This is a genomic window from Lichenibacterium minor (assembly GCF_004137685.1).
GTDB lineage: Bacteria > Pseudomonadota > Alphaproteobacteria > Rhizobiales > Beijerinckiaceae > Lichenihabitans > Lichenihabitans minor.
Genome location: NZ_QYBB01000001.1, coordinates 96,413 through 123,163 on the forward strand (window position 1 = coordinate 96,413; position 26,751 = coordinate 123,163).

A 26,751-nucleotide genomic window follows, 5' to 3' on the forward strand; every position below is an offset into this window, starting at 1 on the left:
ATCCGCCGTGCCGTCCCTTTCCCGCTTCGAGAAAACCATGCCGGTCAACTGGATCGCCCTGACGGTCTTCGTCATCTGCTTCGCAGGCGTCACCATCCTGGGTTTCGCCTCGGCCAACTGGCGCAAAGGCGATCTCGACCTCATCCACGAATGGGGGCTCGGCGGCGGCACCTTCGGCACGCTGATCACCTGGTTCCTCATCGGCGGCGACATCTACACCGCCTACACGTTCATCGCGATCCCGGCCCTGGCCTTCGGCGCCGGCGCCATCGCGTTCTTCGCCGTGCCCTACACGACGCTGATCTACCCCATCACCTTCGTGGTGTTCCCGCGCATGTGGTCGGTGTGCCGGCGACACGGCTACATCACCGCGGCCGATTTCGTGCGCGGCCGCTTCGGCAACCGCTGGCTGGCCCTGGCCGTCGCGGTGACCGGCCTGGTCGCCACCATGCCCTACATCGCGCTGCAGCTCGTCGGCCTCGAAGTGGTCATCGCGGGCCTCGGCCTGCCCACCACGGGCGTCCTCAGCGAGCTGCCGCTGCTGATCGCCTTCGTGATCCTGGCGGCCTTCACCTACACGTCCGGCCTGCGCGCCCCCGCCTCTATCGCGGTCGTCAAGGACGTGATGGTGTACATCGTCATCTTCGCCGCGATCGGCGTCGTGATCTACCGCTTCGGCGGCTTCGGGCCGATCTTCGAGGCCGTGCCAGCCGCCAAGCTGGTGCTGGCCACGCCGCCGGCCGGCTCCACCGGCGCCTACACCACCTATGCCACACTGGCCTTCGGCTCCGCGGCGGCGCTGTTCATGTACCCCCACGCCCTGACCGCCATCCTGAGCTCCTCGACGCGCGACGTCATCCGCCGCAACTCGGCGCTGCTGCCGGCCTATTCGCTGGTGCTGGCCTTCCTCACCCTGCTCGGCTTCATGGCGATCAAGATGGGGGTGGGCTCGAACCCGCTCTACACCGACCTGTTCAAGCGCTATTCGAACACCTTCGCGGTGCCGGCGCTGTTCCTGGACATCTTCCCGTCCTGGTTCGCGGGCTTCGCCTTCGCGGCCATCGGCATCGGCGCGCTGGTGCCCGCCGCCATCATGTCCATCGCCGCCGCCAACCTGTGGACGCGGAACATCCACCTCGAGTTCATCAACCCGCGCGCCACGCCCCAGCAGGAAGCCAAGATGGCCAAGCTGGTGTCCCTGGTGGTGAAGCTCGGAGCGCTGTATTTCGTGGTCGGCCTCGAGAAGGACTTCGTCATCACGCTGCAGCTGCTCGGCGGCGTGTGGATCATCCAGACCCTGCCCGCCGTGCTGATCGGCCTCTACACCCGCTGGTTCAACTCCTGGGCCCTGCTGGTCGGCTGGGCCGTCGGCATGGGGTTCGGCACCTACGCGGTGGCGCAGACGGGCTTCAAGAACGCCACATACACCCTGTCGATCTTCGGCACGCAGGTGCCGGCCTTCGCCGCCGTCTACGCGCTGATCGCCAACATCGCCGTCGCGGTCGTGCTGACGCTGGTCTTCAACATGGCGGCGCGGCCGGAGCGGCGCGACGCCACCGTGGCGGCCGATTACGTGTGACGCAGCTTCCGGCGCCCGCGAGGCCCCCCGCACCGCGGACGGGCTTCGCGTCCGCACGAAATGCATGCCCGCGCGGCGAAGCGGGTGGACGACGCGGGCGTGACGGCTACCGTTCGGCGGCCGGGAGACCTATATAGCGCCCATGCTGCAAGTGCCCGCCACCGGCTTCGCCCCCGCCGAACCCGCGCCGCTGGTCGACCCCTTCGGGCGGGCGATCACCTACCTCCGCGTTTCGGTGACGGACCGCTGCGACTTCCGCTGCGTGTACTGCATGTCGGAACAGATGCAGTTCCTGCCGAAGCGCGACCTCCTCACCCTCGAGGAACTCGACAGGCTGTGCACCGCCTTCGTGGAGCGCGGCACCCGCAAGCTGCGCATCACCGGCGGCGAGCCGCTGGTGCGGCGCGACATCATGCAGCTCTTCGGCAAGCTGTCGCGCCACTTGGGCTCGGGCGCCCTGCACGAGCTGACGTTGACCACCAACGGGTCGCAGCTCGGCCGCTTCGCCGACGAGCTCGCCGGCTGCGGGGTGAAGCGGGTGAACGTGTCCCTCGACACGCTCGACCCGGCCAAGTTCGGCGTCATCACACGCTGGGGAAGCTTCGACCGCGTGGTCGACGGCATGGTGGCGGCGCGGCGCGCCGGGCTGAAGGTGAAGGTCAACGCCGTGGCGCTGAAGGGCGTCAACGAGGACGAACTCGCCGACATGGTGGCGTGGTCGCACGATCGCGGCATGGAGATCACCTTCATCGAGGTCATGCCGCTCGGCGAAGAGGGTGGGGACCGCTCCGACCAGTTCCTGTCGCTGGAGGAGGTGCGCCACCGGTTGGCCGAGCGCTTCACGCTGGAGCCGCTGTCCGTGTCGACCGGTGGCCCGGCCCGCTACGCGCGCGTGGCGGAAACGGGAGGGCGCGTCGGCTTCATCACCCCGCTGACGCACAACTTCTGCGAATCCTGCAACCGCGTGCGCGTCACCTGCACGGGCACGCTCTACATGTGCCTCGGCCAGAACGACGCCGCCGACCTGAGGGCGGCGCTGCGCTCGGGAGACCCCGACGCGGCGCTCGACGCCGCCATCGCGGAAGCCATCTCGCGCAAGCCCAAGGGCCACGATTTCGTCGCGGACCGCCTCGCCGCCAAGCCGCGCGTCGGGCGGATGATGAGCACCACCGGGGGCTGACGGCGCGCCGGCGCGGGCCCGGACCCGCTACGCCATCAGGGTCTGGATGCCCTGCTCGTAGAGCGCCGTGAGTTCGCCGAACCGCGACAGCAGCGTTTCGCTCAGCGCCGCCACGTCGCGCCCCGCCGTCGCGGGCGACGCCGCGGCCCGCCGGAACTCCGACCAAGCCGAGGTCGCCGCCGCCATCACGGCCTGGATCTCGGCGGTGCTGAGCGGCGTCGCGGCCAGGAAGGCCATGCCCTGCTCGAAATCCGCTTCGGCCCTGCGGGCTTCGGCGTCGGACGGCGGGCCGGCGCCGGGCAGCGTCGCCAGGATCGCCCCCTTGGCGATCCGCTGCGACAGCATGCGCTGGCGCCCCGACACGTTGATGACGCGCAGCGCCGCCGTGAAGCCCGCGGTTTCGAGGTTGCGCGTCAAGGCTTCGGCCTGGGCGAGCAGGCGCTCCGCCAGGGCGTCGATGTCGCGCAGCCGCGCCGCCTCGGGCCGGCCGCGGAGCGCCGCCTTCAGCGCCGTCCAGGGGGTCAGCACGCCGTCGAGGAGGTCGCCGAAGGTCGGCTTGGACAGCGTGCGGCCCAGCACGGCGAGGTTGGCCTCCACCTGGGCGATGGACTCGCGGCACAGCTCCGCGGCCGTTTCGGGGGCGATGCCGGCGCAGCCCTGCGCGTAAAGCTTCACCACCCGCTGCGACAGCATGCGGAGCTGGCCGGCGCGGTTGATGGCGTCGGCGTAGCGGGTGGCGTCGATCACCTGCTGGGCCACCTGGCCGATGCGCTGCTTCGACTGCATCGCCGCCGAGCGCAGCACCTTGAAGGCGTCCTCCTCGGCGACGTCGCGCACCCGCATCAGGATGCCCTTGGCGCGGTCGACGAGCTTGCGCTCGGTGAAGCGGTCGCGCACCTCGCTCAGCTCCTCGCGGAGCGACTGGTCGCGCTTGAACCGCGCCTGGGCGACGTGGATCACCGACCGCAGCCGCGCCGGAGCGTACCCGTTCACCACGTAGGCGTGGATGCCGGCCGCCGTGGCGCGCTCGATCTTCTCCGCATCGGGATCCCCGGTGAACAGCACCAGCGGCCGGGGTGCGGTGTCCTGCAGCGTGGACGTGACCGCGAACAAGGCATCGCCGGGGTGACTTTCATAGCAGACGACCACGTCGGGGGCGGTGCAGATCACGTCCTGCACCATGGTCCTGAGCTTCAGCGGTCCCGTCACCGTCAGCCCCACGCCTTCGAGATCCGCCTGGAGCGCGGGGGCGCCGGGACCGCCCGAGGAGAAGAACGAGACCGATGTCATCTGCAGACCGGGAACGAGGGACCCCGGCCGTGTCTGCAAGCGCCGCGCCGCCGGCTTGGCATGCGTTGTGCATCGCAATACGCGGTCGCACCGGAGCGGCCGACTTTCGCCTCGCACGCCGAGTCGTGCCCACACCGCGGTGGGCAATCCGTGCCTCCACCCCACCCCAGGCGGGTGGAGACAACGCCTCTTGGAGCGCAAAATGGCAGTTGGAACGCCCACCGGTAAGGCTACCCGCATCGACCTGTTCAGCCTGAAGACGCCGCAGATGCGCGCCTTCCACCTGACCTGGATCGCGTTCTTCGTCTGTTTCTTCGCCTGGTTCGCCACGGCGCCGCTGATGCCGACGATTGCCAAGGACCTGTCCCTCACCAAGGACCAGGTCTACAACATCACCATCGCGGGCGTGTTCGCCACGATCCTGGCCCGCATGGTCATCGGGCCCATGTGCGACCGGTACGGCCCCCGCATCACCTACACGATCCTGCTCGCGCTGGGATCCGTTCCGGTGTTCCTGGTCGGCTTCGCCCAGGACTACACGTCGTTCATGGTGGCGCGCCTCTTCATCGGCATCATCGGCGCGTCCTTCGTGGTCACCCAGTACCACACCTCGGTCATGTTCGCCCCGAACGTGGTCGGCACCGCCAACGCCACGGTGGGCGGTTGGGGCAACGCCGGCGGCGGCGTGACCCAGACCGTCATGCCCCTGCTCTTCGCCGCCATAGCCGCCTACGGCTTCAGCCAGTCGCTGAGCTGGCGCTACGCCATGATCGTCCCCGGCGTGCTGATGCTGATCGTGTCGGCCCTGTACTGGAAGTTCACGCAGGACACGCCGCTCGGCAACATCGTCGAGCTCCGCCGCCAGGGCATCTCGGTCGACAGCGGCAAGAAGGGCGGCTGGGACGTGATGAAGGTCGCGGCGAAGAACTACCGCGTGTGGCTGCTGGCGGCCTGCTACGGCGCTTCCTTCGGCGTCGAGCTCTTCGTCCATTCCATCGCGGTCACCTACTTCTTCACGAAGTTCTCAATGACCCAGGAGAACGCCGGCTACGCGGTCGGCGCCTTCGGCCTGCTGGCCCTGTTCGCCCGCGCGCTCGGCGGCCTGCTGTCCGACCGGATCGCCTTCTCCAAGGGCCTGGACGGCCGCACCTGGCTCCTGTTCGCCACGATGATGGCCGAAGGCGTGTTCCTCATCGCCTTCTCGCAGTCCGATTCGACCGTTCTCGCGATCCTGTTCCTGCTCACCTTCGGCCTGTTCACCCACATGGCCTGCGGTTCGCTCTACGCCCTCGTGCCCTTCATCGACCGCAAGGTGCTGGGCGGCGTGGCGGGCATCATCGGCGCGGGCGGCAACATCGGGGGCGTGGCGGCCGGCTTCCTCGCCCGCGGCACCGGCAACATCCAGGAAACCTTCCTCATCCTGGGCATCGCCGCCGTGGTCTGCGCCTGCGGGGCGGCCGTGATCCGCTTCTCGATCGTGCACAAGCAGAACGAGCAGTCCCTCTACGACGAGGCCGTGGCCCAGCGCCGCGCTTCGGCCGGCGACGCCGCGGGCGTGACCGTCACGGCCTGACCCCGGGCCGCGCGACAGCGACGACGGCCGCCGCCGCGGGCATCCCCGCGGCGGTTCCCGTTCGGGGGAACGTCGGTCCGGTCCGCCACGTTCTCGGGGCACACGCCCTCCGGCCGAGATCGCCATGCCCCGTTCGACCCTGACCCGATTCCTCCTCGCCACCACGATGATCGGTGCCCTCGCCACGGCGGCCGCGGCCGCCCCCCAGGTCGCCGCCGCGCCCGTGGCCAAGCCCGAAACGCCTTCCGCCAAGATCGAGAAGGTCATGAGCTTCGACCGTCAGGTGACGGGCGTCGCCGTGTCGGAGGACGGCCGCATCTTCGTCAATTTCCCGCGCTGGTTCGAGGACTCGCCGGTGTCGGTCGCCGAGATCAAGAACGGCAAGCTCGTCCCCTACCCCGACGAGGCGTGGAACAGCTTCCGGGCGGCGGACCCCAAGGACCCCGGCGACCGGTTCGTCTGCGTGCAGGCCGAGACCGCGGACGGACACGGGCACCTGTGGGTCGTCGACCCCGCCGCCCCCGCCACCGGCTTCATCGTGCCGGGCGGCCCGAAGCTCGTCGAGATCGACCTGAAGACCGACAAGGTCATCCGGAACTACCGGTTCGGCGGCGACGTCGCCCCCCAGGGCAGCTACCTCAACGACGTCCGCATCTCGCCCGACGGCAAGTACGCCTACATGACCGACAGCGGCGCCCAAGGGGCTCTCGTCGTGCTCGACATCGCGACCGGCAAGGCCCATCGCACGCTCGACGGCGCCATGCCGACGCAGGTCGACCCTGACGTCAAGGTGGTGATCGGCGGCAAGGAACTGCACGAGGCGGACGGCAAGGGCGTGGCCTTCGCGGCCGATTCGATCTCGCTCGATCCGAAGGGCGAGTACCTGTACTTCCAGCCCGTCACCGCCAAGACGCTCTACCGCATCCCCACCTCGGCCCTGCAGGACGCCGGCCTCGCACCCGACCAGGTGGCGGCCAAGGTCGAGACCGTGTCGGCCAGCGAGCCCAACGACGGGCTTTGGCAGGACAAGACGGGCAAGCTCTACTTCTCCGCCGTGCAGAAGAACGCCATCGAGACGCAGGAGCCCGGCGCCAAGGAGCGGCACGTCCTCGTCAAGGACCCGCGCCTCGTCTGGCCCGACACCTTCGCCGAAGGGCCGAACGCCGAACTCTACGTGACGAACTCGGCCATCCAGAATTCGCCGCGCTACAATGCGCACGGCTGGACGGAAAAGACGTTCAACCTTTGGAAGATCGTGCCCGAGAAGAAGGGCGAGATCGCCGGCAATCCCGCTTTCGACAGATGACGCCAACCCGACACGCCGCGGAAGCACGCCCCGCTTCCCGGCCGTGACGGGCGATCCCCCGCCGTTCCGGGGGCTCACAGGCACGCGCTCGACGCCTTCGGCGTCCCGCGGCCCGGTGCCCGGGGAGGATCAGTCCTGGCCCGGCGTTTCCCCGTCGAGTTCCTCGCGCACCGGCGCGTGGTTCAGCAGCGCGACCAGCGAGGTGCCGCCGATCGTGTTGCCGAGGAGGGTCGGCACGAAGAAATGCCCCGCATAGTGCCACAGGCTGATCTGGCCGGTGATCACCAGATACGCCACCTCGACCGAACCGGCGATGAGGTGGGAGAAATGGGCGATCGCCACCGTGTAGGTGATGATGAGGATCAGCAGAAGGCGCGACTGGCCGGCGCTCGGCAGCAGCCACACCATCAGGGCGATCAGCCAGCCCGCCAGCATCGCCTTGATCGCCATGGGCCAGAAGGGGTCCTTCAGTGCTTCCTGCCCGACGGCCGTCAGCGACCGGGTGATCTCGTCGTTGAACAGGTCCGGCGCCGACATGAGCCAGGCGAAGAGGAAGGTGCCGAAGATGTTGGCGAGCAGCACCACGGCCCACAGCCGCAGCATCTTCAGGACCGACGTGGCCGTCCGCTTGGTCAATATCGGCAGCACGGCCGTCAGGGTGCTCTCGGTGAACAGCTGCTGGCGGCCGAGCACCACGATCATGAAGCCGGTCGTGTAACCGAAACCGGAAACCAGGATGCGCCAGGGCGAATCGGGCAGGTAGGCCCGGATGGTGGCCAGCATCAGGAACGAGAAGCCCATCGACAGGCCGGCGCCGAGCCCCGACCAGGCCAGCGCCTCGATGCTGCGCCCGAGTTCCCGCTCGCCGTCCTGACGGATGATGTCGTGGATCATCACCGGCTCGGGCGGGGCCGAGATGGCGGTCTGCAGGGTTTCCTGGAGCTGTTCGGCCTGCTCCGGCGCCATCGTGTCTCGATCGTCTGCCATCGGGCGAGGCTAGAGCAGATCGCGCCCCGGTGGAATCGTCCGATAGCGGGAACACGCCCGTTGACGCGAAAAGCGATCATCGCAAGCGGGAACCAGGCCTGTCGGCGCCGGCCGCCGCCGAGCCGTCCGCACGAAAAAGGCCCGCCTCGCGGCGAGCCTCCTTCGATCGGTCGGTGAAAGCAGGATCAGTCGTTCTCGACGTAGGTGATCTTGCCGTCCGGCATCTTCTTCCAGGTGTACATGACGTAGCCAGCCTTGGACAGGTCGCCGTTCTTGTCGAAGGACAGGTCGCCCTCGACCGTGTGGAACACCATGCCCGAGTGCATCTTGTCCGCCATCTTGTGCGGGTCGACCGACTTGGCCGCCTCGGCGGCCTGCGCCATCACCTGCACGGCGGCGTAGGAGTAGAGCGTGTAGGCCTGGGGATCGAAGCCCTTGGCGGTCAGCTCCTTCACGGCCGTGGCGGCGGCGGCGTTCTTGCGGGGCTCGGGGCCGAAGGTCATCAGCGTGCCTTCCGCGCCGGGGCCGGCGATCGAGGCGAACTCGTTGTCGGTGATGCCGTCGCCCGACATCATCGGGGCCTTGATGCCCTGGTCGGTCATCTGGCGGCGGATCAGACCGCCCTCGGGATGCAGACCGCCCCAGTAGACGACGTCGGCGCCGGCCGCCTTCACCTTCGACACGACGGCCGAATAGTCCTTCTCGCCGGCGTTCACGCCCTCGTACAGCGCCGGCTTGATGCCGACCTTGGCGAGGTCGGCCATCGTGGCGTCGGCGAGGCCCTTGCCGTAGGTGGTCTTGTCGTGGAGGATCGCGATCTTCTTGCCCTTGAAGTGATCGGCGATGTACTTAGCCGCCACTTCGCCCTGCTGGTCGTCGCGGCCGCAGGTGCGGAAGGTGTTCCAGAAGCCCTGCTCGGTGAACTTCACGTTCGTCGAGGCCGGGGTGATCTGCAGGATGCCGTTCTCGTTGTAAACGGCCGAGGACGGGATCGAGACGCCGGAGTTGAAGTCGCCGACGACGTATTTGACGCCGTCACCGACGAACTTGTTGGCGACGGAGACGCCCTGCTTCGGATCGGACTGGTCGTCGCCGACTTCGAGGGTGATCTTGTTGCCGAGGATGCCGCCCTTGGCGTTCAGGTCGTCGACGGCCTGCTGGGTCCCCTGCTGGAGCTGGGCGCCGAACGCGGCGTTGGGCCCCGTGATCGGCCCGGCGACGCCGAGCTTGAAGTCGGCCGCATGCGCGGCTCCGGAGAAGGCGAGACCCGCCGCCAGCACGTAGCCCGTCAATCCGAAAGTCTTCACGTGTGCAATCTCCTTGCCGTGTGTCCCGGCCGTGCCGGCCGTCGAGGCCGCGGCGGATTTGATGCGAATGTTCCACCCGAGTCCAGCCCGGATCTGCAGTGTGCAGGGGAAGTTCCGGTTCGGACTGTGGGCCAGCGTCAGCAATTGCCATGCCGCGCGGGCGAAACTGCACCGAGTTCCGGACAGGGGTCGCGGGTTCGGGGCGCGCCGGGCCGCGGGCCCGCGCCGCTGCCCGTCAATCCGGCCTTAAGGTTTCCGGTTTACCACTGCGGTCGTCCGGCTCTGCCGGCCCTGAACTGAAGGGTTTCCGTTTCGGTCCGCTTTGTTTGACGCCTCCCTGTAAAAACTCTCAGAGCCGCCTTCGGGTGGCTCTTTTTTTCATCTCGGCCCCGATGTTAACCTTGATGACAGGTTAAAGGCCCGGCTCGAATGATCGCTGTTAGACCTGCGATGCGAAGAAGGCGGCGGACGTGGGCAGCGTCCGCGGGCCCGTGGGTGAAACGGCGAGGTTCGCCGGCACCCGCGGGGATCACCGAATCGAGGACCCGGCATGGCAAGCGTTCACAGCAGCGTCGACGGCGGCAACACCATCAGCTTCGCCCATCGGCTCGCCGGCTCGCCGCGCTTCAAGGCGCTGTTCCGCGACGGCATGGACCTCGTCGAGGAGGTCGCCGCCTATCTCGACGGGCCCGGCCGCGAGGAAGCGAAGAACCTGCCGCGCCCGGTCGCCATCGCTTACGCGGCGGAAAGCATGAGGCTGACCACGCGGCTGATGCAGGTGGCGTCCTGGCTCCTGGTGCAGCGCGCCGTCAACGAAGGCGACATGGAGCCCTCGCAGGCCGAAGCCGAGAAGCACAAGGTGCGGCTGTGCGCCCAGGACGTCGCCTCGGGCCCCGGCCTTTTCGCGCAGCTGCCGCCGCTGCTGCAGGAGCTGACGGCGCGCTCGCTCCGCCTGCAGAACCGCATCATCTACCTCGACCGCACGATCCGCCTCCCCGCGGAAGCGGCACCGGTGGTGCCGGCCGGCGTGGCGAGCGAGTTCGACCTGCAGCGCGAGCGCATCCGCCAAGCGTTCCACGCCCGCTGACGTCCAGGCGCGCCGGGAGTAGGCAGGCGCGCCGCACCATGCTTCAATCTCCCCCGAGGACGGGCCGCCAAGGTCCGCCGGACGGGCTCGGCCCGGGGGGAGGGCCGATGCGCGGCTTGATGATGGACGTCCCGCTGCTCGTGTCCTCGATCCTGCGGCACGCGGAAACGAGCCACGGCGACGCCGAGATCGTGTCGCGCGCGGCCGACGGCGCCCTGCACCGTTCCACCTACGCGGAATTGGCCGCCCGGAGCCGGAAGCTCGCCCGGGCGCTGGACCGCCTGGGCCTCGCCGCCGGGGACCGGGTGGGCACGCTGGCGTGGAACAGCCAGCGGCACCTCGAGATCTATTTCGCCGCGTCCGGCTCCGGCCGCGTGTGCCACACCGTCAACCCACGGCTGTTCCCCGAACAGATCGTCGACATCGTGGCCCACGCGGGCGACGCCGTCCTGTTCGTCGACCCCGGGCTCGTGCCGCTGGTCGAAACGCTCGCGGACCGGCTGACGTCCGTGAGGGCCATCGTGGTCCTGTCCACGGAGGACGGCCTGCCGCGCTCGGAGCGGCTGCCCGGCCTCCTCGCCTACGAGACGCTGATCGCGGGCGAGCCCGACGTCTACGCCTGGCCGGACCTCAACGAGCGGGACGCCGCGGGGCTGTGCTACACGTCCGGCACCACGGGGCCGCCCAAGGGCGTGCTGTATTCCCATCGGTCGACCGTGCTGCACGCCCTCACGGTGTCGGTGCCGGACTGCTTCGGCTTCAAGGCGGCGGATGCCGTCATGCCGGTCGTGCCCATGTTCCACGTCAACGCCTGGGGCCTGCCCTACGCCGCCGCCATGGCGGGGGCGAAGCTCGTCATGCCGGGCCCGCGCCTGGACGGCGCGAGCCTGCACGGGCTGGTGCGGGGCGAGGGCGTCACCATGACGGCCGGCGTGCCGACGGTGTGGATGGGGCTGCTCGACTGGGTGGAAGCGCGGGGCGAAACGCTGGCGCCGCTCGAACGCGTGGGGATCGGCGGCTCGGCCTGCCCGCCGGTGATGATCGAGCGCTTCGCCGCGCTCGGCGTCGACGTCATCCATGCCTGGGGCATGACGGAAACCAGCCCGGTCGCGGTGGTCAACCGCCCCAAGCGCAGCCAAGCGGCGCTGTCGCCCGAAGCGCGGCTGGCGCTCGGGCGCAAGCAGGGGCGGCCGCTGTTCGGCGTGGAGCTGCGCGCCGTGGGGCCGTCCGGCGACGACGTGGCGCGGGACGGGGTGGCGTTCGGCGCCATGCTGGTGCGGGGCCCCTGCGTGGCGTCGCGCTATCACGGCTCGGACAACGACGGGGCCTTCGCCGACGAGGGCTGGTTCGCGACCGGCGACGTCGTGACGGTGGACCCGGACGGCTTCGTCGAGATCGTCGACCGCTCGAAGGACGTGATCAAGTCGGGCGGCGAATGGATCAGCTCGATCGAGCTCGAGAACATCGCGGTCGAGCATCCCGGGGTGCGCGAAGCCGCCGTGGTGGCGCGGGCGGACCCGCGCTGGGGCGAGCGCCCCGTGCTCTTCGTCGTCCCGTCGGAGGACGGGAGCTTCGACGAGGCCGAGATGGCCGAGCTGTTCGAGGGCCGGGTGGCCCGTTGGATGGTGCCGACGGAGCTGCGCCTCCTGCCCGAACTGCCCCACACCGCCACGGGCAAGCTGCAGAAATCGGCCATCCGCAAGCTGCTGTGAGGGCGGGGCCGCCGTCATCGTCGGCCCGCGATGGTCAGCCGGCCGCGGCCCCCATCGAGGACCAGCGCGTCGGCGGGTTCCTGTCGAGCACGTCGAGGGTGTGGCGGAGGTGCCAGTCGAGCGCCGCCGCGAAGGTCAAACGGACGAAGTCGTGGGGCCGGTGAGGCCACGCCCCCATGCCGCGGAACACGTGGATGCCGTCCGCCATCATCACGGCGTCGCCGTCGCGCAGCGTGCGGTCCTGGTAGATCGTCACCAGGGCGGGCCGCGCCGGCTTCGGCAGGACGATCAGCCGGGGGAACACGGCCTGCCGCTCCACCAGGACGGGGTGGCGGGCGACCGTGCCGCGCGCCCGGGCGCGCGGCACGTCGGCGACCGCGATCCGGTGGCGATGGCGGCCGACGGCGATCCGCAGCGGCCTCGACGGCGATGCGGCCCAGATGCGGCGCGCGTGGCGGTGGCGGACCGGGGAAGCGGCCGGCACGTCGACGAGCCGGATGGCGGGCTGCGGTTCGGGCCAGAGCGTGTCGCGCCGCAGGCCGAGGTCGTCCCCGGCCGTGGCGGCGCGGGCGAGGCCGAACACGGCACCGAGCGCCAGGACGGCGACGGCGGTGCGGGCGGAGCGGGACCGTTCGAGGAGGGCGCGCATGCGGGCGATCCGGGGTGGCGGGGATCGCGGCGTCCATCGCCGCGCCCGCGTCCAGCCCTATCACCCCGCCTTGCCGCGCCCTCCGGGGCAGTTAAAGTTGGGTTAACCCCCGAGGTCCTCGACGACCGCGAGGCCGTCGAGGTGCACCGTACCGTCGTCGGCCGTGAAGGCGAGGCGCTCCCCGCGGCTCTGGCTCTGCGACACGCCGAAGATGCGGTGGCGCCCCGTATCGTAGACGGTGACGCGGCCGTCGCGGTCGACCGCGAGGCGCCGCGCTTCGGCGAAATACGCGTAGCGCGTCGCGCCCTGCGACCCCGACGCGGAGGGTCGCCCGAAGGCGGTCGGCCACCCTGCGGTCGGGTCGTCCGACCGCGCCGCCGGCCCGCCGCCCTGCCGCTCGCCGGCCGGAGCGGAAATGGCGGGACCGCGGTCCCGCGACCGGGAAGCGTGCTCGGCGAGGTCGGCGCAGGCGGCGGCCACGCGGGCCTTGAGGGCATGGTCGAACATGGCGCCGATCTGCAGCATGCCGCCGCCCGACCACTGCCCCATGCCGCCGAGTTCGGGGTGGGAGAACTGCGCCATGGCGCCGCCGCCCCGCCGCATCGCGTCCCACAGGGCCGATACGGCCCCACGGGTGAAGCCGTGGCGCGCCGCCACGGCGTCGAGCGCCGATTCGGTGTCGGTCATGGCTCGGCCCGCACCGCCTGGGTGGTGACCCCTGGCGCGCTGCCGCCTTGCGCCTCGATCCACACCTCGGGCTTGTCGTATTCGATGTCGCCGAACGGACTCGCGAAGGCCACTTCGGCGGCGTCGCGGCCGATGCCGATCCGCACGATGCCGTCGGGCGCGGACTTGCGCGTGGGATCGAAGAGGTACCAGCCCGGCCCCTGGGGGCCCTGCAGGAAGGCCTCGATGACGGCATGGAAGTCGGGGGGCTGGAGGCGGTGCGCGTAGGCGCTGACGTAGCGGGTCGGGATGCCGAGGCTGCGGCACAGCGCGATGGCGAGATGCGCGAAATCGCGGCACACCCCTGCCCGCTGCGTGGCGGTGTCGAAGGCCGACGTCATGGCGTCCGAGATGCCGCCCATGTAGTCGACGTTGTCGTTGATCCAGTTGCACACGGCGTTGACGCGGGCATACCCGGGCATCTCGCCCCCGAAGGTGCGCTGCGCCAGGCGGTTCAGCTGGTCGGACTGGCAATAGCGGCTCGGCCACAGGTGGGGCAGCACCGACAGCGGCAGGTCGGCCGCCAGGATCTCGGTGACGCTTTCCGGCGCCTGCAGGGCGGGCGCGATGGCGACCTCAGCCGTGTAGTCGAGCTTGAAGGGGCCGGGCTGGACCGTGACGCGGAGGTAGCGGTTGCCGGATTCCGGCATGGTCCAGCGCTCGACCTCGACGTTCGGCGACAGGTCGAGGGTTTCCGCCTTGACCGTCTGCCCGCCGGTTCGCGCCGCCTCGATGTTGAACACGAAGGGCGTCGGTGTCTTCACGCGATACGATAGGCTGCAGCCGACCTTGTAGTCCATCCCGTGATCTCCCCCGTGCCGGCACCTGGGCCGGACGCGTCCGCGAAGCTTAGCAGAAAGCGGACCACCTCCGAACGACCCGCCGTCGGGGACGGCCGGCTCGCGGCGGCAGGCGGCCGCGAAAACGGCGAAGCCCCCCGGAAGCATCGGCTTCCGGGGGGCTTCGCGCCATCCGTCGCGGCGGGCGAGGATCGCCCTATTCGGCGGCTTCCATCGGCTTCACGCGGTCGTTGGCGACCTTGCTGAAGGACTTGCCGGTCTTCTTCTCGAAGGCGTCGATCTCCTCCATCTTGTTCTGCACGTGGCGCGAGAACATGAAGTCGGCCGGGCGCTGGTTCGCCAGGGAGATGTCGGGCGCCATCTTGCCTTCGGTGCGGATGCCCTTCAGGCCCAGCGTCAGCATCTTCCAGGGCGCCTTGACGGCGTCCCTCACGGCCGTGGCCTCGAAGCCGCAGTGGACCATGCAGTCGGCGCACTTCTCATAATTGCCGACGCCGTATTTCTTCCACTCGGTCTCCTCCATGAGCTCCTTGAAGCTCTGGGCGTAGCCCTCGCCGAGCAGGTAGCAGGGCTTCTGCCAGCCGAAAACCGTGAAGGTCGGGTTGCCCCAGGGGGTGCACTCGTAGGTCTGGTTGCCGGCCAGGAAGTCGAGGAACAGCGGCGACTGGAACCAGGGCCAGGCCTTGCCGCCCTTGCCGCGGGCGAAGATGCCCCGGAACAGCTCCTTCGTCTTCGAACGGTTGAGGAAGTGCTGCTGGTCGGGCGCCCGCTCGTAGGCGTAGCCGGGCGACACCGTGATGCCGTCGATGCCCATGGCGGTGACGACGTCGAAGAAGTTGGCCGCCTTCTCGGGGTCGGCATCGTTGAACAGCGTCGTGTTGATGTTGACGCGGAAGCCCTTGGCCTTCGCGGCCTTGATGGCCGAGACCGCCTTGTCGTAGACGCCCTTCTGGCACACCGACTTGTCGTGCATGGTCTCGTCGCCGTCGAGGTGGACGGACCAATTGAAGTAGGGGCTCGGCTTGTACTGGTCGAGCTTCTTCTCCATCAGCAGCGCGTTGGTGCACAGCGTGACGAACTTCTTCTTGGCGATGGCGCCGCGCACGATCTCGGGCATCTCCTTGTGCAGCAGCGGCTCGCCGCCCGCGATGGAGATGACGGGCGCGCCGCACTCGTCGATCGCCTTCATGGCGTCGGCGACCGACACGCGCTGGTTCAGGATCTTGTCCGGGTAATCGATCTTGCCGCAGCCCGCGCAGGCGAGGTTGCAGCGGAACAGGGGCTCCAGCATGAGCACCAGCGGGTACTTCTTGCGGCCGGTGATGTGCTGCTTCAACACATAGGCGCCGATGCGCGCCGTCTGGTGGAACGGGATACCCAAGTGATCGACTCCTTCAGGCCGGACCGGCGTGTCGGCCGGCCGTGGGGTGGGGTTCAAAGATCGGCGAGTTCCGCCGGCAGGCGAAACGAGATGGTTTCCTCGATGCCCGGCATGATCGACACTTCGACCGGGCGGACGCGCCGGAGCGCGTCGATGACGTCGTCGACCAGCACTTCCGGCGCGGAAGCTCCGGCCGTCACGCCGACGACGTCGGCGTCCCGCACCCAGGCGGCGTCCAGCATGGAGCCGTCCGCCACGAGGTAGCTCGGGACGTCGCATTCCCCGCCGATCTCGCGAAGGCGGTTCGAGTTCGACGAGTTGCTGGCGCCGACCACGAGGATGACGTCGGCCACGCGGCCGAGGTCGCGCACCGACGACTGTCGATTCTGCGTCGCATAGCAGATGTCGCGCGTTTCGGGACCCGCGATATCGGCATAGCGCGCCTGCAGGGCCGCGATGATGCCGCGCGTGTCGTCGACCGACAGCGTCGTCTGCGTGATGTAGGCGACCGGGGTGTCGCGGGGGATCGGCAGGGCCTCGACCTCGGCGACGCTGCCGACGAGGTGCACGGGCCCCGGCACCCGGCCGAGCGTGCCCACCACCTCGGGATGCCCGGCATGGCCGATGAGGACCACGGTGCGGCCCTGCCCGGCGTAGCGGATGCCCTGCGAATGCACCTTGGCGACCAGCGGGCAGGTGGCGTCCAGCACCCGCAGCCCGCGGCCGGCCGCTTCGTCCTCGACGGACCGCGCGACGCCGTGGGCGCTGAACACCGTGACGGCGCCCGGGGGAACCTCGCACACGTCCTCCACGAAGACCGCGCCCTTGGACGTCAGGGTTTCGACGACGTGGCGGTTGTGGACGATCTCGTGGCGGACGTAGACCGGGGCGCCGTGCTTGGCCAGCGCGCGCTCGACGATCTCGATCGCCCGCACCACGCCGGCGCAGAACCCCCGCGGCTGGGCCAGCAGGACCTTCATCGACCGCTGTGTCGGCTCACCCGTCATCCCATTCCCATCCCGTGCGAACGCCGAGGCGGGAGCTCGCGGCGTGTCCGAATGCGACACACGATCTCCCGTCACTATGGAAAAAGCCTCGCTGCCGCAACGACCTGAATCAGTTCGGGCTCAGATCCGCGCCACCTGTGGCGCCGGTGAGACAGCGCCTTCCGCCCCTTCGCCGGCGCCCCGGCGCGGCCGCCGCCGATCGGCCGTTAGGGTTAAGCTCCCTTTAAACTGTGGATGGCAGGGTGAGCCCATCGGCCAAACGCCGGGGTTTTCCGATCCCGCGCCGTATCAATGGGGACTGCATCCATGGGCAAGCTGAACGCCCTTCTTCTCGCGGGAGCGGTGGCCTTCGGCGCCATCGGGTCCGCCCACGCGGCAGACCTGCCGTATCCGCCCGCGATCGAGCCGATGGCGCCCGAGCCCGTCGAGTTCGGCGGCTGGTACCTGCGCGGCGACGTCGGCGTGGGGGCCACCCTCCGCCCCGACATCCGCTCCACCTTCGACGCGGACGTCACGGTGCCGAACCCGCGGTTCGACGAGCGCAGCCTCGGCGATTCGGCCTTCGTGGGCGGCGGCGTCGGCTACCAGCTGAACAACTGGCTCCGCTTCGACGCCACCGGCGAATACCGCACCGCCGAATCCTACAATGCGGTGGAAAGCTACAATTCCGGGTACTTCAACACCCCCCGGGACGGCAGCCGTTCCTACGACACCTATACGGGCCAGGTGCAGAGCACGGTCGCGCTGGCCAACGTCTACGTCGACGCCTTCCACTTCCACCGCGCCACGCTGTTCTTCGGCGGCGGCATCGGCGGGTCGTTCAACCGGGTGTCCAACCTGACGGACATCGGCGTCGGCGGGTCCAACACGGGCTTCGGCTATGCCCGCGAGCGCAGCGGCGTGAGCCTGGCCTACCAGGGCACGGTCGGCCTGGCCTACGACATCACGCCCAACGCCAAGCTCGAAATCGCCTACCGCTACCTCGACAGGGGCGACGTGCGTTCGGGCGCCATCAACTGCCAGAACACGAGCACCTGCCCCCACGAGGTGCAGAAGATCGGCCTCGCCTCGCAGGACGTGAAGATCGGCATGCGCTGGCTGTTCGCCGACGTGCCCGACGTGGCGCCCGCCCCGGCGCCCTACTATCCGCCGGCGCCCCCGCTGGTGCGCAAGGACTGATCGCGCGCGGTCGTCCCGCCGTCGAACCCTGGAGCGGGCCTTGCGGCCCGCTTCTCTTTTTTCCGGCCCGTCGCGCCGGCCCCGCATGGTTAAGCCGGCCTTAAGGGCGCGGGCTTATGGTTTCCATCGGGTTGATGGAGCGTCCGTCGAGGGCGCCTGGTCGGGGGAACGAGGAACATGCGGCTCGGAACGGCGACGGCGGTCGCGGCGCTCTTCTTGGCACTCGCCCCCATGGCGGCGGGCGAGGCGGCGGCGGCCGACATGCCGTCCTATTATTCGCCGCCCGACGCCTACGCCCCGCGGGCGGAAGCGCCGCAGGAGTTCGGGTCCGGCTGGTACCTGCGCGGCGACGCGGCCTTCGGCCCCGAGGACAGGCCGAAGCTGCTCCTGCAGGGCAACGTGCCCGCCTTCGACCGCAAGGGCAGCGGCACCGGCTACGCCTTCGGGGCCGGCGCGGGCTACAAGTTCACGGACTGGTTCCGGGCGGATGTGACGGGCGACTACCTCGACCCGTTCCGCTATGCCGCCAACATCCCCTGCGGCGCCACCTGCGCCATCAACCAGCGCACCGAGGTGCAGCGGTTCGACGGGCTGGTGAACGGCTACGTCGACCTCGGCACCTATGCGGGCCTCACGCCCTATGTCGGCGCGGGCGCGGGCATCGCCGGCACGGTGGCGGACGGCTCCATCCGGATCAACGGCAACGCCCTCGCATCGGGCGTCATCGATCCCCGGACGGGCACGACCGTCACCTCGGGCATCCCCACCCGCACGGACTACGGCTTCGCCTGGGCCGCCATGGCGGGCGTGTCCTACGCGGTGGGGTCCCACGCGCTGCTCGACATCGGCTACCGCTACCTCGACCTCGGGCACACGACGGTGTCGCTGTTCCCCTCCGCCACGGTCACGCGGGACCTGTCGACCCAGGAGGTCCGGATCGGCGTGCGATATATGATCGATTGAAAGTGGAGACGGGCCGCGCCCGCGTAGCCCGGCCTTAACCATCGGCGGCTAATCTAACCGTGCAGAAGAGCCAGCACGGAACTATTTGAGATGAGCTCCACAGACAGCCAGCCCGTCAGCCACGCCGCTTTCAACAGCTCGGCCCTCTTCGAGCCCGCGGACGGCCCCGGCACGGTCCTCATCACCGGAACGGCGTCCAACGCGACCTACATCGCCAATATCCAGATCTCGGATGGCGGCACGCCCCTCGCCAGCACCGGCGGCTTTCAGTCCTCGAACCAGAGCTGGGGCGTCATCGCCGCGCTGCCGGCCGGCAAGCACATCATCACCGCCACGGTGACGGAGCTGTCGGGCGCCAGCTACACGATCAACTCGCCCTACCGCCTGGTGACGGGCATCCAGAACCAGCCCTACGTCTACCAGGAACTCGACGAGGACACCTCCGCCGCCGCGAACCGCGCCGGCACCTACGGCGCCTTCACCCGCATCAGCAGCTACGACGGCTCCGGCGCGCTGGTGAGCCAGACCGCGGTGGCGGTCGGCGGCGGCGCCGCGGCGCCCCTGTCCGTCGCCTTCGACCCGACGGCCACCTTCGAAAGCTCCACCGCGGCGCTGCTCACCGGCACGACCTCGGCCTACGGCAGCACGTCGACCATCGAGATCTTCGACGGGACGGCGGCGACGACGGTGAGCGCCACCGACGGCACGCTGCTGTCGACCGCCAAGCCGCTGGGCTACGCCACGCTCGGCACCGATGGCACCTGGTCGTTCGACGCCCATGTGGCCCCCGGCAACCACGTCTTCACCGCCGTGGCGACGGGCATCTCGGGGCAGGTCGCCTCCTCGCAGAGTTCCTTCGCCATCAAGGCCGGCGTGGTGGGCAGCCCCTTCGTCTACCAGGAGATCGACCACAGCGCTTCGGGCGCCGTCGCCGCCACCACGTCCTACGCGGCGGACGGCACCGTGGTGGCGCGCAGCAACGACGGCGGGCCGACCGTCAACGGCGGCACGTCCACGGCCGAGGTGATCCGCAGCGCCTACGACGACGTGATGACCGGCGACGGCACGGGCAACACCACGTTCCTGTTCCGCCGCGGCTTCGGCCAGGACGAGATCACCAACTTCCACTACCTCAGCGCCGCCCAAAGCCCGACGGGCATCGAGCACGACGTGATCAGCCTGCCCCAGGCCGTCTTCACCAAGATGGCCCAGGTGATGCACCACACCACGACGGCGCTCGACGGCAGCGCGGTGATCCACCTCAGCCCCACCGACACGATCAAGCTCGACGGGGTCACCAAGGCGGAGCTGATCACCCACCCCAACGTGTTCCGCTTCCACACCTGAGACGTGCCGATTCCCGCCCGCCGAACGGCGGCGCGCGTTCGAGCGCACCGGCGGTCAGGAGCTGTGGCCGCCGGTGCGGGGGCGGTCAGACCCGCGAAGCGCGCTTCGCCGGCATGTCGAGCGCCGCGCGAGCCGCGGTCGAGCGGGCCACGCCGCGCGACGCCGCGACGGCGGCGAGGCTGACCAGGCAGGCGAAGCCCAGCCACAGGGCCGGCATGGCGGTGTTGCCGGTGCTGTGGATGATGTAGTCCGACACGAGGGGCGTGACGCCGCCGAACACCGCCGTGGCGAGGCTGTAGGCCAGCGAGAAGCCGGCCGTGCGGACATGCGGCGGGACGATCTCCGACAGGTACGGGATCATGGACCCGTTATAGAGGCCGAAATAGGCCGACAGCATCAGCTCTGCCGTCAGCAGCTTGCCGAAGGTCGGGCCATCGGCCAGCCAGGCCATGATGGGATAGGCGGTGATGATCGCCAGGATCGGGACGACCGTGAGCAGCGGCAGCCGCCCGAAGCGGTCCGACAGGCTGCCGCCGATCGGCAGCCAGATCAGGTTCGACAGCCCGACGCAGACGGTGACGATCAGCACGTCGCTGCTGGCGAGGTGCAGGGCCTGGGTTCCGAAGGTCGGCGTGTAAATGGTGACGAAGTAGAACAGCGTCGTCGTGGTGGCGACGAGGCCCATCCCGACCAGCACCACGGCCCAGTTGGCGGTCAGCAGGAGCATGACTTCGCTGGTGCGCCGCGCCTTGTGCATGCGCTTGAAGTCGTCGGTCTCCTCCAGCGAGCCTCGCAGCCAGAAGATCAGCGGGATGATGGCGCAGCCGATGAGCACCGGCACGCGCCAGCCCCAGGCCTTCATGTCGGCCGGGGCGAGGATCGCCGTCAGCACGGCGCCGAGCAGGGCCGCGAACACGACGGCCACCTGTTGGCTGCCGCTCTGCCACGACGTGTAGAAGCCCTTGCGCCCGGGGGTGGCGATCTCGGACAGGTAGATGGACACGCCGCCGAGTTCGGCCCCGGCCGAGAAGCCCTGCAGCAGGCGCCCCAGCACGATGAGGATCGGCGCCGCGATGCCGATCGCGGCGTAGCCAGGGGTGAGGCCCAGCGTCAGCGTGCCGACCGCCATCAGGCCCAGCGTCACGATCAGGCCCTGCCGCCGGCCCACGCGGTCGATGTAGGACCCGAGGATGACGGCGCCGAGCGGACGCATGAGGAAGCTGATCGCGAAGGCGGCGAAAGACTTCGCCGTGGCGGCGAACTCGTTGTCGGACGGAAAGAACGCCTGCCCGATCGAGGCGGCATAAACGCCGTAGACGAAGAAGTCGTATTGTTCGAGGAAGTTGCCGGTGGCGACGCGGAACACGTTGCCGATGCGCCGTTTCCGGTCTTCGCGCGTCAGGCTCATCGTTGAACTCCTCCCTCCGAGAGCCGATTGCCGGACTCTTCTTCTTCGGCCAGTCGCGGAATGCGGGAGCGGATCCCCGCGGACGTTCCCTGGGGGAAACCCCGAATCCCGCCAAAGGAGAACCCTTTGGAAACCTTTGTTCATTGAGACGGCAACGGCGGGCACGTCAAGGGTGCGTCCGCGCGGACCCACAGCGGCCGGGCCGGGATCGGTGTTCGCCCCCGGTCCCGCCTCCCGAGCAGGGCGCGGGGCGCCCGTATCGTCGTTCGACGGGTCCAGGGCGAGGACGGGGGAGAATCGGGCCCGTTCAGGCCGCCGTCGGTGTCGGGTACGACCGCGTGGGCCGATCCAAGACGGTGTGCCGGGGACCGCCCTCCCCATTCCACCGCAGGCCGCTCCAATCTCGGCAGTCGTCACGCGCCGGTTTCGACGTTAAGAGGACGGCCAGCCGCCGACCCGCGCGTGCAGCCCCGCGCGGGGACCGCCGCGGTCGCCACAGGATGAGCCGTCATGTTCCGATCGCTGATGACGTCGAGACGCTTCGCGCCGCTGTTCTGGTGCCAGTTCTTCTCGGCCTTCAACGACAACGTCCTCAAGAACGCCCTGGTGTTCCTCATCCTGTTCAAGGTCGGCGCTTCCCCGGCCACCGCCGCCATGCTGGTGACGGTGGCGGGCGCGCTGTTCGTGGCGCCCCCGCTCATCCTGTCGGGCCTCGGCGGCCAGTGGGCGGACCGCTACGACAAGGCCTGGGTGGCGCAGAAGCTGAAGCTGTTCGAGATCGCGGCGGCGCTGTTCTCGGTGCTGGGCTTCGTGCTGGTGTCGCTGCCGCTGCTGTTCACCGCGCTCGTGCTGTTCTCCACCGTCGCGGCGCTGTTCAGCCCGGTGAAATACGGCATGCTGCCCGACCAGCTCCGGCCCGAGGAACTGCCGACCGGCAACGCCCTGGTGGAAGGCGGCACCTTCATCGCCATCCTGCTCGGCACCATCGCGGGCGGCTGGGCGGCGGCCGACGGCAACGCGCTGACCTACGGCCTCGTCGTGTCCGTGTTCGCGCTGCTGTGCTGGGGCTCGGCGCTGCTCATCCCCGCCACGAACGAGGGCGACCACGACCTCGCCGTCGACGCCAACATCTTCCGCTCCACCGGCCAGCTCGTCACGCACCTCCACGCCGACCGGCGCCTGTGGTCCTGCGGGCTCTTCGTCAGCTGGTTCTGGCTGACGGGCGCGGTGGCGCTGACGCTGCTGCCCATCCTGGTCAAGGCGGATTTCCACGGCAGCGAGGGCTCCACCACGGCGGCGCTGGCGATCTTCTCCGTCGGCATCGCGGTGGGCTCAGGCCTCGCGTCCTGGCTGTCGGCGGGGCGCGTCATCCTGCTGCCCACCGCCGTCGCGTCCGTGCTGCTCGGGCTGTTCTCGCTCGATCTCGGGTGGGGCGCGGGGCACTTCTTCGCCGACCGGACGCTCGGCGCCGGGGACCTGCTGTCGCGCGCCGACGGCATCCACGCCGCGGTGGACCTGTTCATGATCGCCGTCTCGGGCGGCCTGTTCATCGTGCCGGTGTTCACCGCCGTGCAGGTTTGGAGCACGGCCGAGGACCGGGCGCGCAACATCGGCGCCGTCAACATCCTGTCGGCCGGCTTCATGGTGGCGGGCGCGGTCGCCACCGCGGCCCTGCAGGCCGTGGGGCTCACCACCCCGCAGCTCTTCGCCGTGCTGGGCGTGGCGAACCTGGTCGCGGCCTGGTGGATCTTCCGCACCCTGCCGACCAGCGGCTTCCGCGACCTCCTGTCGATGATCCTGCGCTGCTTCTACCGCATGGACGTCACGGGCCTGGAGAACTTCGCCAAGGCGGGGCCGAACCCCATCATCGCCCTCAACCACGTCAGCCTGCTCGACGCGGGCCTGGCGCTGTCGCTGCTCGACGAGGAGCCGGTCTTCGCCATCGACGCCACCATCGCCACGCGGTGGTGGGTGAAGCCCTTCCTCAAGCTCACCAAGGCGCTGCCGATCGACCCGTCGAAGCCCATGGCGACGCGCGCGCTGATCAACGCCGTCCGGGACGGCAGCACGCTGGTGATCTTCCCGGAAGGCCGCATCACCCGCACCGGCAGCCTCATGAAGGTGTACGACGGCGCGGGCCTCATCGCCGACAAGACCGGCGTGCCCGTGGTGCCGGTGCGCATCGACGGGCTGGAGCGCACCCCCTTCTCCTACCTGACGGTGTTCCAGACCCGGCCGCGCATGCTGCCGAAGGTCCACGCCACGGTGCTGGAGCCCCGCACCGTGCACGTCCCCGAGGGGCTGTTCGGCAAGAAGCGCCGGCAGGCGGCCGGGGCGGCCCTCTACGACGTCATGTCGGAAGCGGCGTTCCGCACCTCGGCCATCGACCGGACGATCGTTGAAGCCACGCTGGCGGCCGGCGAGGAGCACGGCTGGAAGCGCGTCGCCCTGGAGGACCCGATCGCCGGCGCCCTCACCTACAAGCGCGTCGCGGTCGGGCTGCGCGTGCTCGGCGCCAAGCTGATGGCGCTCGCCCCCGAAGGTCGGGCGGTGGGCGTCATGCTGCCCACCGCCGCCGGCACCGCCGTGACGGTGCTGGCGCTGCAGTCGGCAGGGCGGGTGCCCGCCATGATCAACTTCACCGCCGGGGCCGCCAACGTCCGCGCCGCCTGCGCGGCAGCGGGGGTCGACACGGTGCTGACGTCGCGCGCCTTCGTGGAGAAGGCCAAGCTCGACAGGCTGGCCGCCGCGATGGCGGAGTTCGTGACGCTCGTCTACCTCGAGGACGTGCGCGCCACGATAACGGCGGCCGACAAGCTCCGCGGCCTGCTGGCCTATCGCGAACCGCTGGTCCGGCGCGGGCCGGGCGATCCGGCCGCGATCCTGTTCACGTCGGGCAGCGAGGGCGCCCCGAAGGGCGTGGTGGTGAGCCACCGCAACCTCCTCGCCAACGTGGCCCAGGTGGCGGCGCGCATCGACTTCGGCCGCGCCGACAAGATCTTCCAGGTGCTGCCGATGTTCCACGCCTTCGGGCTGATGGCGGGGCTCGTGCTGCCGCTGGTGTCGGGCGTGCCGGTGTACCTGTACCCGTCGCCGCTGCACTACAGGATCGTGCCGGAGCTGGTCTACGCCAACAATTGCACGGCGATCTTCGGCACCGACACCTTCCTGGCCGGCTATGCGCGCTCCTCCAACGCCTACGACTTCCGCTCGCTGCGGCTCGTCGTGGCGGGCGCCGAGGCGGTGAAGGACGCGACCCGCAAGGTGTACCTGGAGAAGTTCGGGCTGCGCATCCTCGAAGGCTACGGCATCACCGAGACCGGCCCGGTGCTGGCCGTCAACACGCCCATGTTCAACCGCTTCGGCACGGTGGGCCGCCTCCTGCCCGATATCGAGCACCGCCTCCAGCCCGTCGACGGCGTCGAGGGCGGCGGGCGCCTGTCGGTGCGCGGGCCCAACGTCATGCTGGGCTACGTGCGGGGCGGCGACCTCGGCGCGCTCGAGCCGCCGCCGGGCGGCTGGCACGACACGGGCGACATCGTGGACATCGACGCGGAAGGCTTCGTGTCGATCAAGGGCCGCGCCAAGCGTTTCGCCAAGATCGCCGGCGAGATGGTGTCGCTGGCGGCGCTGGAAGCGGTCGCGGCCGACCTGTGGCCCGACAGCGGCACCGCCGCGACGACCCTGCCCGACCCCCGCAAGGGCGAGCGCATCGTGCTGGTGACGGAGAAGCGAGACGCGACGCGCCAGGCCTTCGCGTCCTACGCCCGCGACCGCGGCGTGGCCGACGTCGCCATGCCGTCCGAGGTGGTGGTGGTCGAGGCCCTGCCGCTGCTCGGCTCCGGCAAGCTCGACCACCCGGCCGTGGGCCGCCTGGTGCGGGAGCGCGCCGAAGCCAAGCGGCCGGAGCCCGCCGTGGGGTGACGGGCCCGGGCGGTCGGCCGGCGTCGTCGCCTTCTGGCCGGGGCACCGGCCGGTTCCAGCGGCGCCGCGGTCCCCGACCGGGCGGGCGTCATTCCAGTTGCGGCGCTTTCTCGCCCGCCCGCACGGGGACGCGCAGCCGGTTCGCCGGCGGCGACAGGGGGCACACCCAGGCCGGCGAATAGGAGCAGGACGGGTTGTAGCTGAAGTTGAAGTCCAGCACCGCCCGCCCGGACCCGTCCGAGCCCAGGTCCGCGCCGAACTCCGAGCCCAGGTCCGCGCCTTTGATCGTGTCGAGCAGGTATCGGCCGCCGCCGTAGGTTTCGGCGCCCGCGGTGGCGTCGGCGAAGGGCAGGAACACGCCGCCCCCGTAGCCCGCCACCCAGAACAGCGTGAGTTCGGCGCCGAGCGCTTCGGCGAGCCCGCGCGTCCGTCCGAAAGGTTTCAGCGACAGCGCGCCGTCCCGCCCCGCCTCGGCGGCCACGGGCTCGGCCTCCAGCGGGTCGATGCCGACGTGGAAGCGCATCGCCGGGTCGTAGTCGAAGACCGGCAGCCCCGCGAAGCCGCGGCGCGCTTCGGGCTCCAGCGGGGACTGGGGATGGTCGCGGAACAGCCCGTCGCGCACCTCCCGCCACAGGGTCCACGCCCGGCGCGGGTCGGCTTCGGCCCGCACGGCGCTGTAGAGGTCGGACACGCGCCGCCGCCAGTCCCACAGCGCCGGGTATCCGCCCGCCGCGTCCCAATCCGCCATCGCCGTCCCCTTCGCGCCACCCGGCGCGCTCAGATGTGGTAGGTGTAATGCTCGATGACCGCCGCGGCGCGGCCCCGCATCTCCGCGATGGACGTGCCGTCGAGCAGCTTGGCCGACAGGTCGCGCACCTCGGTCATCAGCAGCCGCACCGAGCAGCTTTCCACGTCGCCGCAATCGTCGCAGGGCCGGTAGCGCGTGCGGCTGGCGCAGCCGATCGGCGCCAGGGGGCCGTCGAGCGCCCGGATGGCGGCGCCCGCCATGATCTCGGACGGCGGGCGCGACAGGCGGTATCCGCCGTTCTTGCCCTTGCGCGCCACGACGAGGCCGGCGTTGCGCAGGTCGCCCAGGATGGCGTCGAGGAACTTCTTCGGGATGGCTTCCGCGGTGGCGATCTCCATGGACTGGGCCGTCGCGTCCGGCGGGAGGCCGGCGAGGTGCACCAGGGCCTTGAGGCCGTATTTGCCCTTGTTGGTCAGCATCGGGGTCCGCGGCGCGCGGCGCAACCCGCGCCGACGATGGGTCGCGCGCCATCGCCGCGCCGACGATCGTCCGGTTCATATAGAGATTCGCTGCGGCGCGCGGAAGCGCCGTCGCGCGG

At 70.0% G+C, this 26,751-nt stretch carries 21 protein-coding genes; 10 read left to right on the top strand and 11 right to left on the bottom strand.

Features of this window, described 5'->3' with window-relative positions; translation table 11 throughout:
* Positions 1–7: 7 nt before the first annotated feature.
* Complete coding sequence (gene mctP, locus D3273_RS00465) at positions 8–1,579, top strand: monocarboxylate uptake permease MctP (protein ID WP_129222622.1); 1,572 nt, start codon at positions 8–10, stop codon at positions 1,577–1,579.
* A 142-nt stretch (positions 1,580–1,721) separates the two neighbouring features.
* Positions 1,722–2,759, top strand: coding sequence for a GTP 3',8-cyclase MoaA (gene moaA / locus D3273_RS00470; protein ID WP_129222623.1), 1,038 nt, complete (start codon positions 1,722–1,724; stop codon positions 2,757–2,759).
* A 27-nt stretch (positions 2,760–2,786) separates the two neighbouring features.
* Here the strand turns inward: moaA and D3273_RS00475 are convergent, their stop codons facing one another.
* Complete coding sequence (locus tag D3273_RS00475; protein WP_165359325.1) at positions 2,787–4,049, bottom strand: type IV pili methyl-accepting chemotaxis transducer N-terminal domain-containing protein; 1,263 nt, start codon at positions 4,047–4,049, stop codon at positions 2,787–2,789.
* 202 nt (positions 4,050–4,251) lie between these two features.
* Between D3273_RS00475 and D3273_RS00480 the strand changes: the two genes are divergently transcribed.
* Together D3273_RS00480 and D3273_RS00485 are read left to right on the top strand one after the other, a co-directional pair.
* Positions 4,252–5,622 (top strand): NarK family nitrate/nitrite MFS transporter, encoded by a 1,371-nt coding sequence (locus D3273_RS00480; protein ID WP_129222625.1) that lies wholly within the window; start codon positions 4,252–4,254, stop codon positions 5,620–5,622.
* Positions 5,623–5,746: 124 nt separating this feature from the next.
* The gene (locus tag D3273_RS00485) at positions 5,747–6,928 is read left to right on the top strand and encodes an L-dopachrome tautomerase-related protein (protein ID WP_129222626.1); all 1,182 of its coding nucleotides are present in this window, start codon (positions 5,747–5,749) and stop codon (positions 6,926–6,928) included.
* Positions 6,929–7,057: 129 nt separating this feature from the next.
* Here the strand turns inward: D3273_RS00485 and D3273_RS00490 are convergent, their stop codons facing one another.
* Entirely contained in the window at positions 7,058–7,894 is an 837-nt protein-coding gene (locus D3273_RS00490; RefSeq protein ID WP_165359326.1) for a formate/nitrite transporter family protein, read from the bottom strand.
* A gap of 206 nt (positions 7,895–8,100) precedes the next feature.
* Positions 8,101–9,222 (bottom strand): branched-chain amino acid ABC transporter substrate-binding protein, encoded by a 1,122-nt coding sequence (locus D3273_RS00495; RefSeq protein ID WP_129222628.1) that lies wholly within the window; start codon positions 9,220–9,222, stop codon positions 8,101–8,103.
* 550 nt (positions 9,223–9,772) lie between these two features.
* Between D3273_RS00495 and rcdA the strand changes: the two genes are divergently transcribed.
* Together rcdA and D3273_RS00505 are read left to right on the top strand one after the other, a co-directional pair.
* Positions 9,773–10,309, top strand: coding sequence for a protease adaptor protein RcdA (gene rcdA / locus D3273_RS00500; protein WP_129222629.1), 537 nt, complete (start codon positions 9,773–9,775; stop codon positions 10,307–10,309).
* A gap of 107 nt (positions 10,310–10,416) precedes the next feature.
* Positions 10,417–12,021, top strand: a complete 1,605-nt coding sequence (locus tag D3273_RS00505; RefSeq protein ID WP_129222630.1) for a long-chain fatty acid--CoA ligase — start codon at positions 10,417–10,419, stop codon at positions 12,019–12,021.
* Between the two features lie 34 nt (positions 12,022–12,055).
* Here D3273_RS00505 and D3273_RS00510 read toward each other — a convergent pair whose 3' ends face one another.
* From D3273_RS00510 to ispH, 5 genes are all read right to left on the bottom strand, one after another.
* The gene (locus tag D3273_RS00510; RefSeq protein ID WP_129222631.1) at positions 12,056–12,670 is read right to left on the bottom strand and encodes a hypothetical protein; all 615 of its coding nucleotides are present in this window, start codon (positions 12,668–12,670) and stop codon (positions 12,056–12,058) included.
* A 102-nt stretch (positions 12,671–12,772) separates the two neighbouring features.
* Entirely contained in the window at positions 12,773–13,357 is a 585-nt protein-coding gene (locus D3273_RS00515; protein WP_129222632.1) for a hypothetical protein, read from the bottom strand.
* Positions 13,354–14,196, bottom strand: coding sequence for a transglutaminase-like domain-containing protein (locus D3273_RS00520; RefSeq protein ID WP_129222633.1), 843 nt, complete (start codon positions 14,194–14,196; stop codon positions 13,354–13,356). The genes D3273_RS00515 and D3273_RS00520 overlap by 4 nt, the downstream gene beginning before the upstream one ends.
* A 196-nt stretch (positions 14,197–14,392) precedes the next feature.
* The gene (gene hpnH / locus D3273_RS00525) at positions 14,393–15,577 is read right to left on the bottom strand and encodes an adenosyl-hopene transferase HpnH (protein ID WP_129222634.1); all 1,185 of its coding nucleotides are present in this window, start codon (positions 15,575–15,577) and stop codon (positions 14,393–14,395) included.
* Positions 15,578–15,630: 53 nt separating this feature from the next.
* Positions 15,631–16,557: a 4-hydroxy-3-methylbut-2-enyl diphosphate reductase gene (gene ispH, locus D3273_RS00530; RefSeq protein WP_129223007.1), complete on the bottom strand. Its 927-nt coding sequence runs from the start codon at positions 16,555–16,557 to the stop codon at positions 15,631–15,633.
* Between the two features lie 333 nt (positions 16,558–16,890).
* Between ispH and D3273_RS00535 the strand changes: the two genes are divergently transcribed.
* The 3 genes from D3273_RS00535 (at position 16,891) to D3273_RS00545 (ending at position 20,073) form a co-directional block, all read left to right on the top strand.
* Positions 16,891–17,763 (top strand): outer membrane protein, encoded by an 873-nt coding sequence (locus D3273_RS00535; protein ID WP_129222635.1) that lies wholly within the window; start codon positions 16,891–16,893, stop codon positions 17,761–17,763.
* A gap of 177 nt (positions 17,764–17,940) precedes the next feature.
* Positions 17,941–18,726: an outer membrane protein gene (locus tag D3273_RS00540; protein WP_129222636.1), complete on the top strand. Its 786-nt coding sequence runs from the start codon at positions 17,941–17,943 to the stop codon at positions 18,724–18,726.
* A 90-nt stretch (positions 18,727–18,816) separates the two neighbouring features.
* Positions 18,817–20,073 carry a hypothetical protein gene (locus D3273_RS00545; protein ID WP_129222637.1) on the top strand — a complete coding sequence of 419 codons (1,257 nt, stop codon included), beginning with the start codon at positions 18,817–18,819 and terminating at the stop codon, positions 20,071–20,073.
* A gap of 85 nt (positions 20,074–20,158) precedes the next feature.
* Here the strand turns inward: D3273_RS00545 and tcuC are convergent, their stop codons facing one another.
* On the bottom strand, positions 20,159–21,481 hold the full coding sequence (gene tcuC, locus D3273_RS00550; RefSeq protein ID WP_129222638.1) for an MFS transporter: 1,323 nt from the start codon (positions 21,479–21,481) through the stop codon (positions 20,159–20,161).
* A gap of 510 nt (positions 21,482–21,991) precedes the next feature.
* Here tcuC and D3273_RS00555 point away from each other — a divergent pair.
* Positions 21,992–25,405 carry an acyl-[ACP]--phospholipid O-acyltransferase gene (locus tag D3273_RS00555; RefSeq protein WP_129222639.1) on the top strand — a complete coding sequence of 1,138 codons (3,414 nt, stop codon included), beginning with the start codon at positions 21,992–21,994 and terminating at the stop codon, positions 25,403–25,405.
* A gap of 88 nt (positions 25,406–25,493) precedes the next feature.
* On the opposite strand, the gene D3273_RS00560 is transcribed toward D3273_RS00555, so the two are convergent.
* Positions 25,494–26,153 carry a DUF1684 domain-containing protein gene (locus D3273_RS00560; RefSeq protein WP_129222640.1) on the bottom strand — a complete coding sequence of 220 codons (660 nt, stop codon included), beginning with the start codon at positions 26,151–26,153 and terminating at the stop codon, positions 25,494–25,496.
* A 29-nt stretch (positions 26,154–26,182) separates the two neighbouring features.
* Positions 26,183–26,632, bottom strand: coding sequence for an RrF2 family transcriptional regulator (locus D3273_RS00565; protein ID WP_129222641.1), 450 nt, complete (start codon positions 26,630–26,632; stop codon positions 26,183–26,185).
* Between the last annotated feature and the right edge of the window lie 119 nt (positions 26,633–26,751).

What these genes read in the sequence shown, in the direction of transcription:
- tcuC (WP_129222638.1), bottom strand. Translation starts at nt 21,481, where the DNA reads ATGAGCCTGACGCGCGAAGACCGGAAACGGCGCATCGGCAACGTGTTC.
- D3273_RS00555 (WP_129222639.1), top strand. Translation starts at nt 21,992, where the DNA reads ATGTTCCGATCGCTGATGACGTCGAGACGCTTCGCGCCGCTGTTCTGG.
- ispH (WP_129223007.1), bottom strand. Translation starts at nt 16,557, where the DNA reads ATGAAGGTCCTGCTGGCCCAGCCGCGGGGGTTCTGCGCCGGCGTGGTG.
- rcdA (WP_129222629.1), top strand. Translation starts at nt 9,773, where the DNA reads ATGGCAAGCGTTCACAGCAGCGTCGACGGCGGCAACACCATCAGCTTC.
- D3273_RS00485 (WP_129222626.1), top strand. Translation starts at nt 5,747, where the DNA reads ATGCCCCGTTCGACCCTGACCCGATTCCTCCTCGCCACCACGATGATC.
- D3273_RS00480 (WP_129222625.1), top strand. Translation starts at nt 4,252, where the DNA reads ATGGCAGTTGGAACGCCCACCGGTAAGGCTACCCGCATCGACCTGTTC.
- D3273_RS00520 (WP_129222633.1), bottom strand. Translation starts at nt 14,196, where the DNA reads ATGGACTACAAGGTCGGCTGCAGCCTATCGTATCGCGTGAAGACACCG.
- D3273_RS00505 (WP_129222630.1), top strand. Translation starts at nt 10,417, where the DNA reads ATGCGCGGCTTGATGATGGACGTCCCGCTGCTCGTGTCCTCGATCCTG.
- D3273_RS00545 (WP_129222637.1), top strand. Translation starts at nt 18,817, where the DNA reads ATGAGCTCCACAGACAGCCAGCCCGTCAGCCACGCCGCTTTCAACAGC.
- D3273_RS00565 (WP_129222641.1), bottom strand. Translation starts at nt 26,632, where the DNA reads ATGCTGACCAACAAGGGCAAATACGGCCTCAAGGCCCTGGTGCACCTC.
- D3273_RS00475 (WP_165359325.1), bottom strand. Translation starts at nt 4,049, where the DNA reads ATGACATCGGTCTCGTTCTTCTCCTCGGGCGGTCCCGGCGCCCCCGCG.
- D3273_RS00540 (WP_129222636.1), top strand. Translation starts at nt 17,941, where the DNA reads ATGCGGCTCGGAACGGCGACGGCGGTCGCGGCGCTCTTCTTGGCACTC.
- moaA (WP_129222623.1), top strand. Translation starts at nt 1,722, where the DNA reads ATGCTGCAAGTGCCCGCCACCGGCTTCGCCCCCGCCGAACCCGCGCCG.
- D3273_RS00515 (WP_129222632.1), bottom strand. Translation starts at nt 13,357, where the DNA reads ATGACCGACACCGAATCGGCGCTCGACGCCGTGGCGGCGCGCCACGGC.
- D3273_RS00490 (WP_165359326.1), bottom strand. Translation starts at nt 7,894, where the DNA reads ATGGCGCCGGAGCAGGCCGAACAGCTCCAGGAAACCCTGCAGACCGCC.
- D3273_RS00535 (WP_129222635.1), top strand. Translation starts at nt 16,891, where the DNA reads ATGGGCAAGCTGAACGCCCTTCTTCTCGCGGGAGCGGTGGCCTTCGGC.
- D3273_RS00510 (WP_129222631.1), bottom strand. Translation starts at nt 12,670, where the DNA reads ATGCGCGCCCTCCTCGAACGGTCCCGCTCCGCCCGCACCGCCGTCGCC.
- D3273_RS00560 (WP_129222640.1), bottom strand. Translation starts at nt 26,153, where the DNA reads ATGGCGGATTGGGACGCGGCGGGCGGATACCCGGCGCTGTGGGACTGG.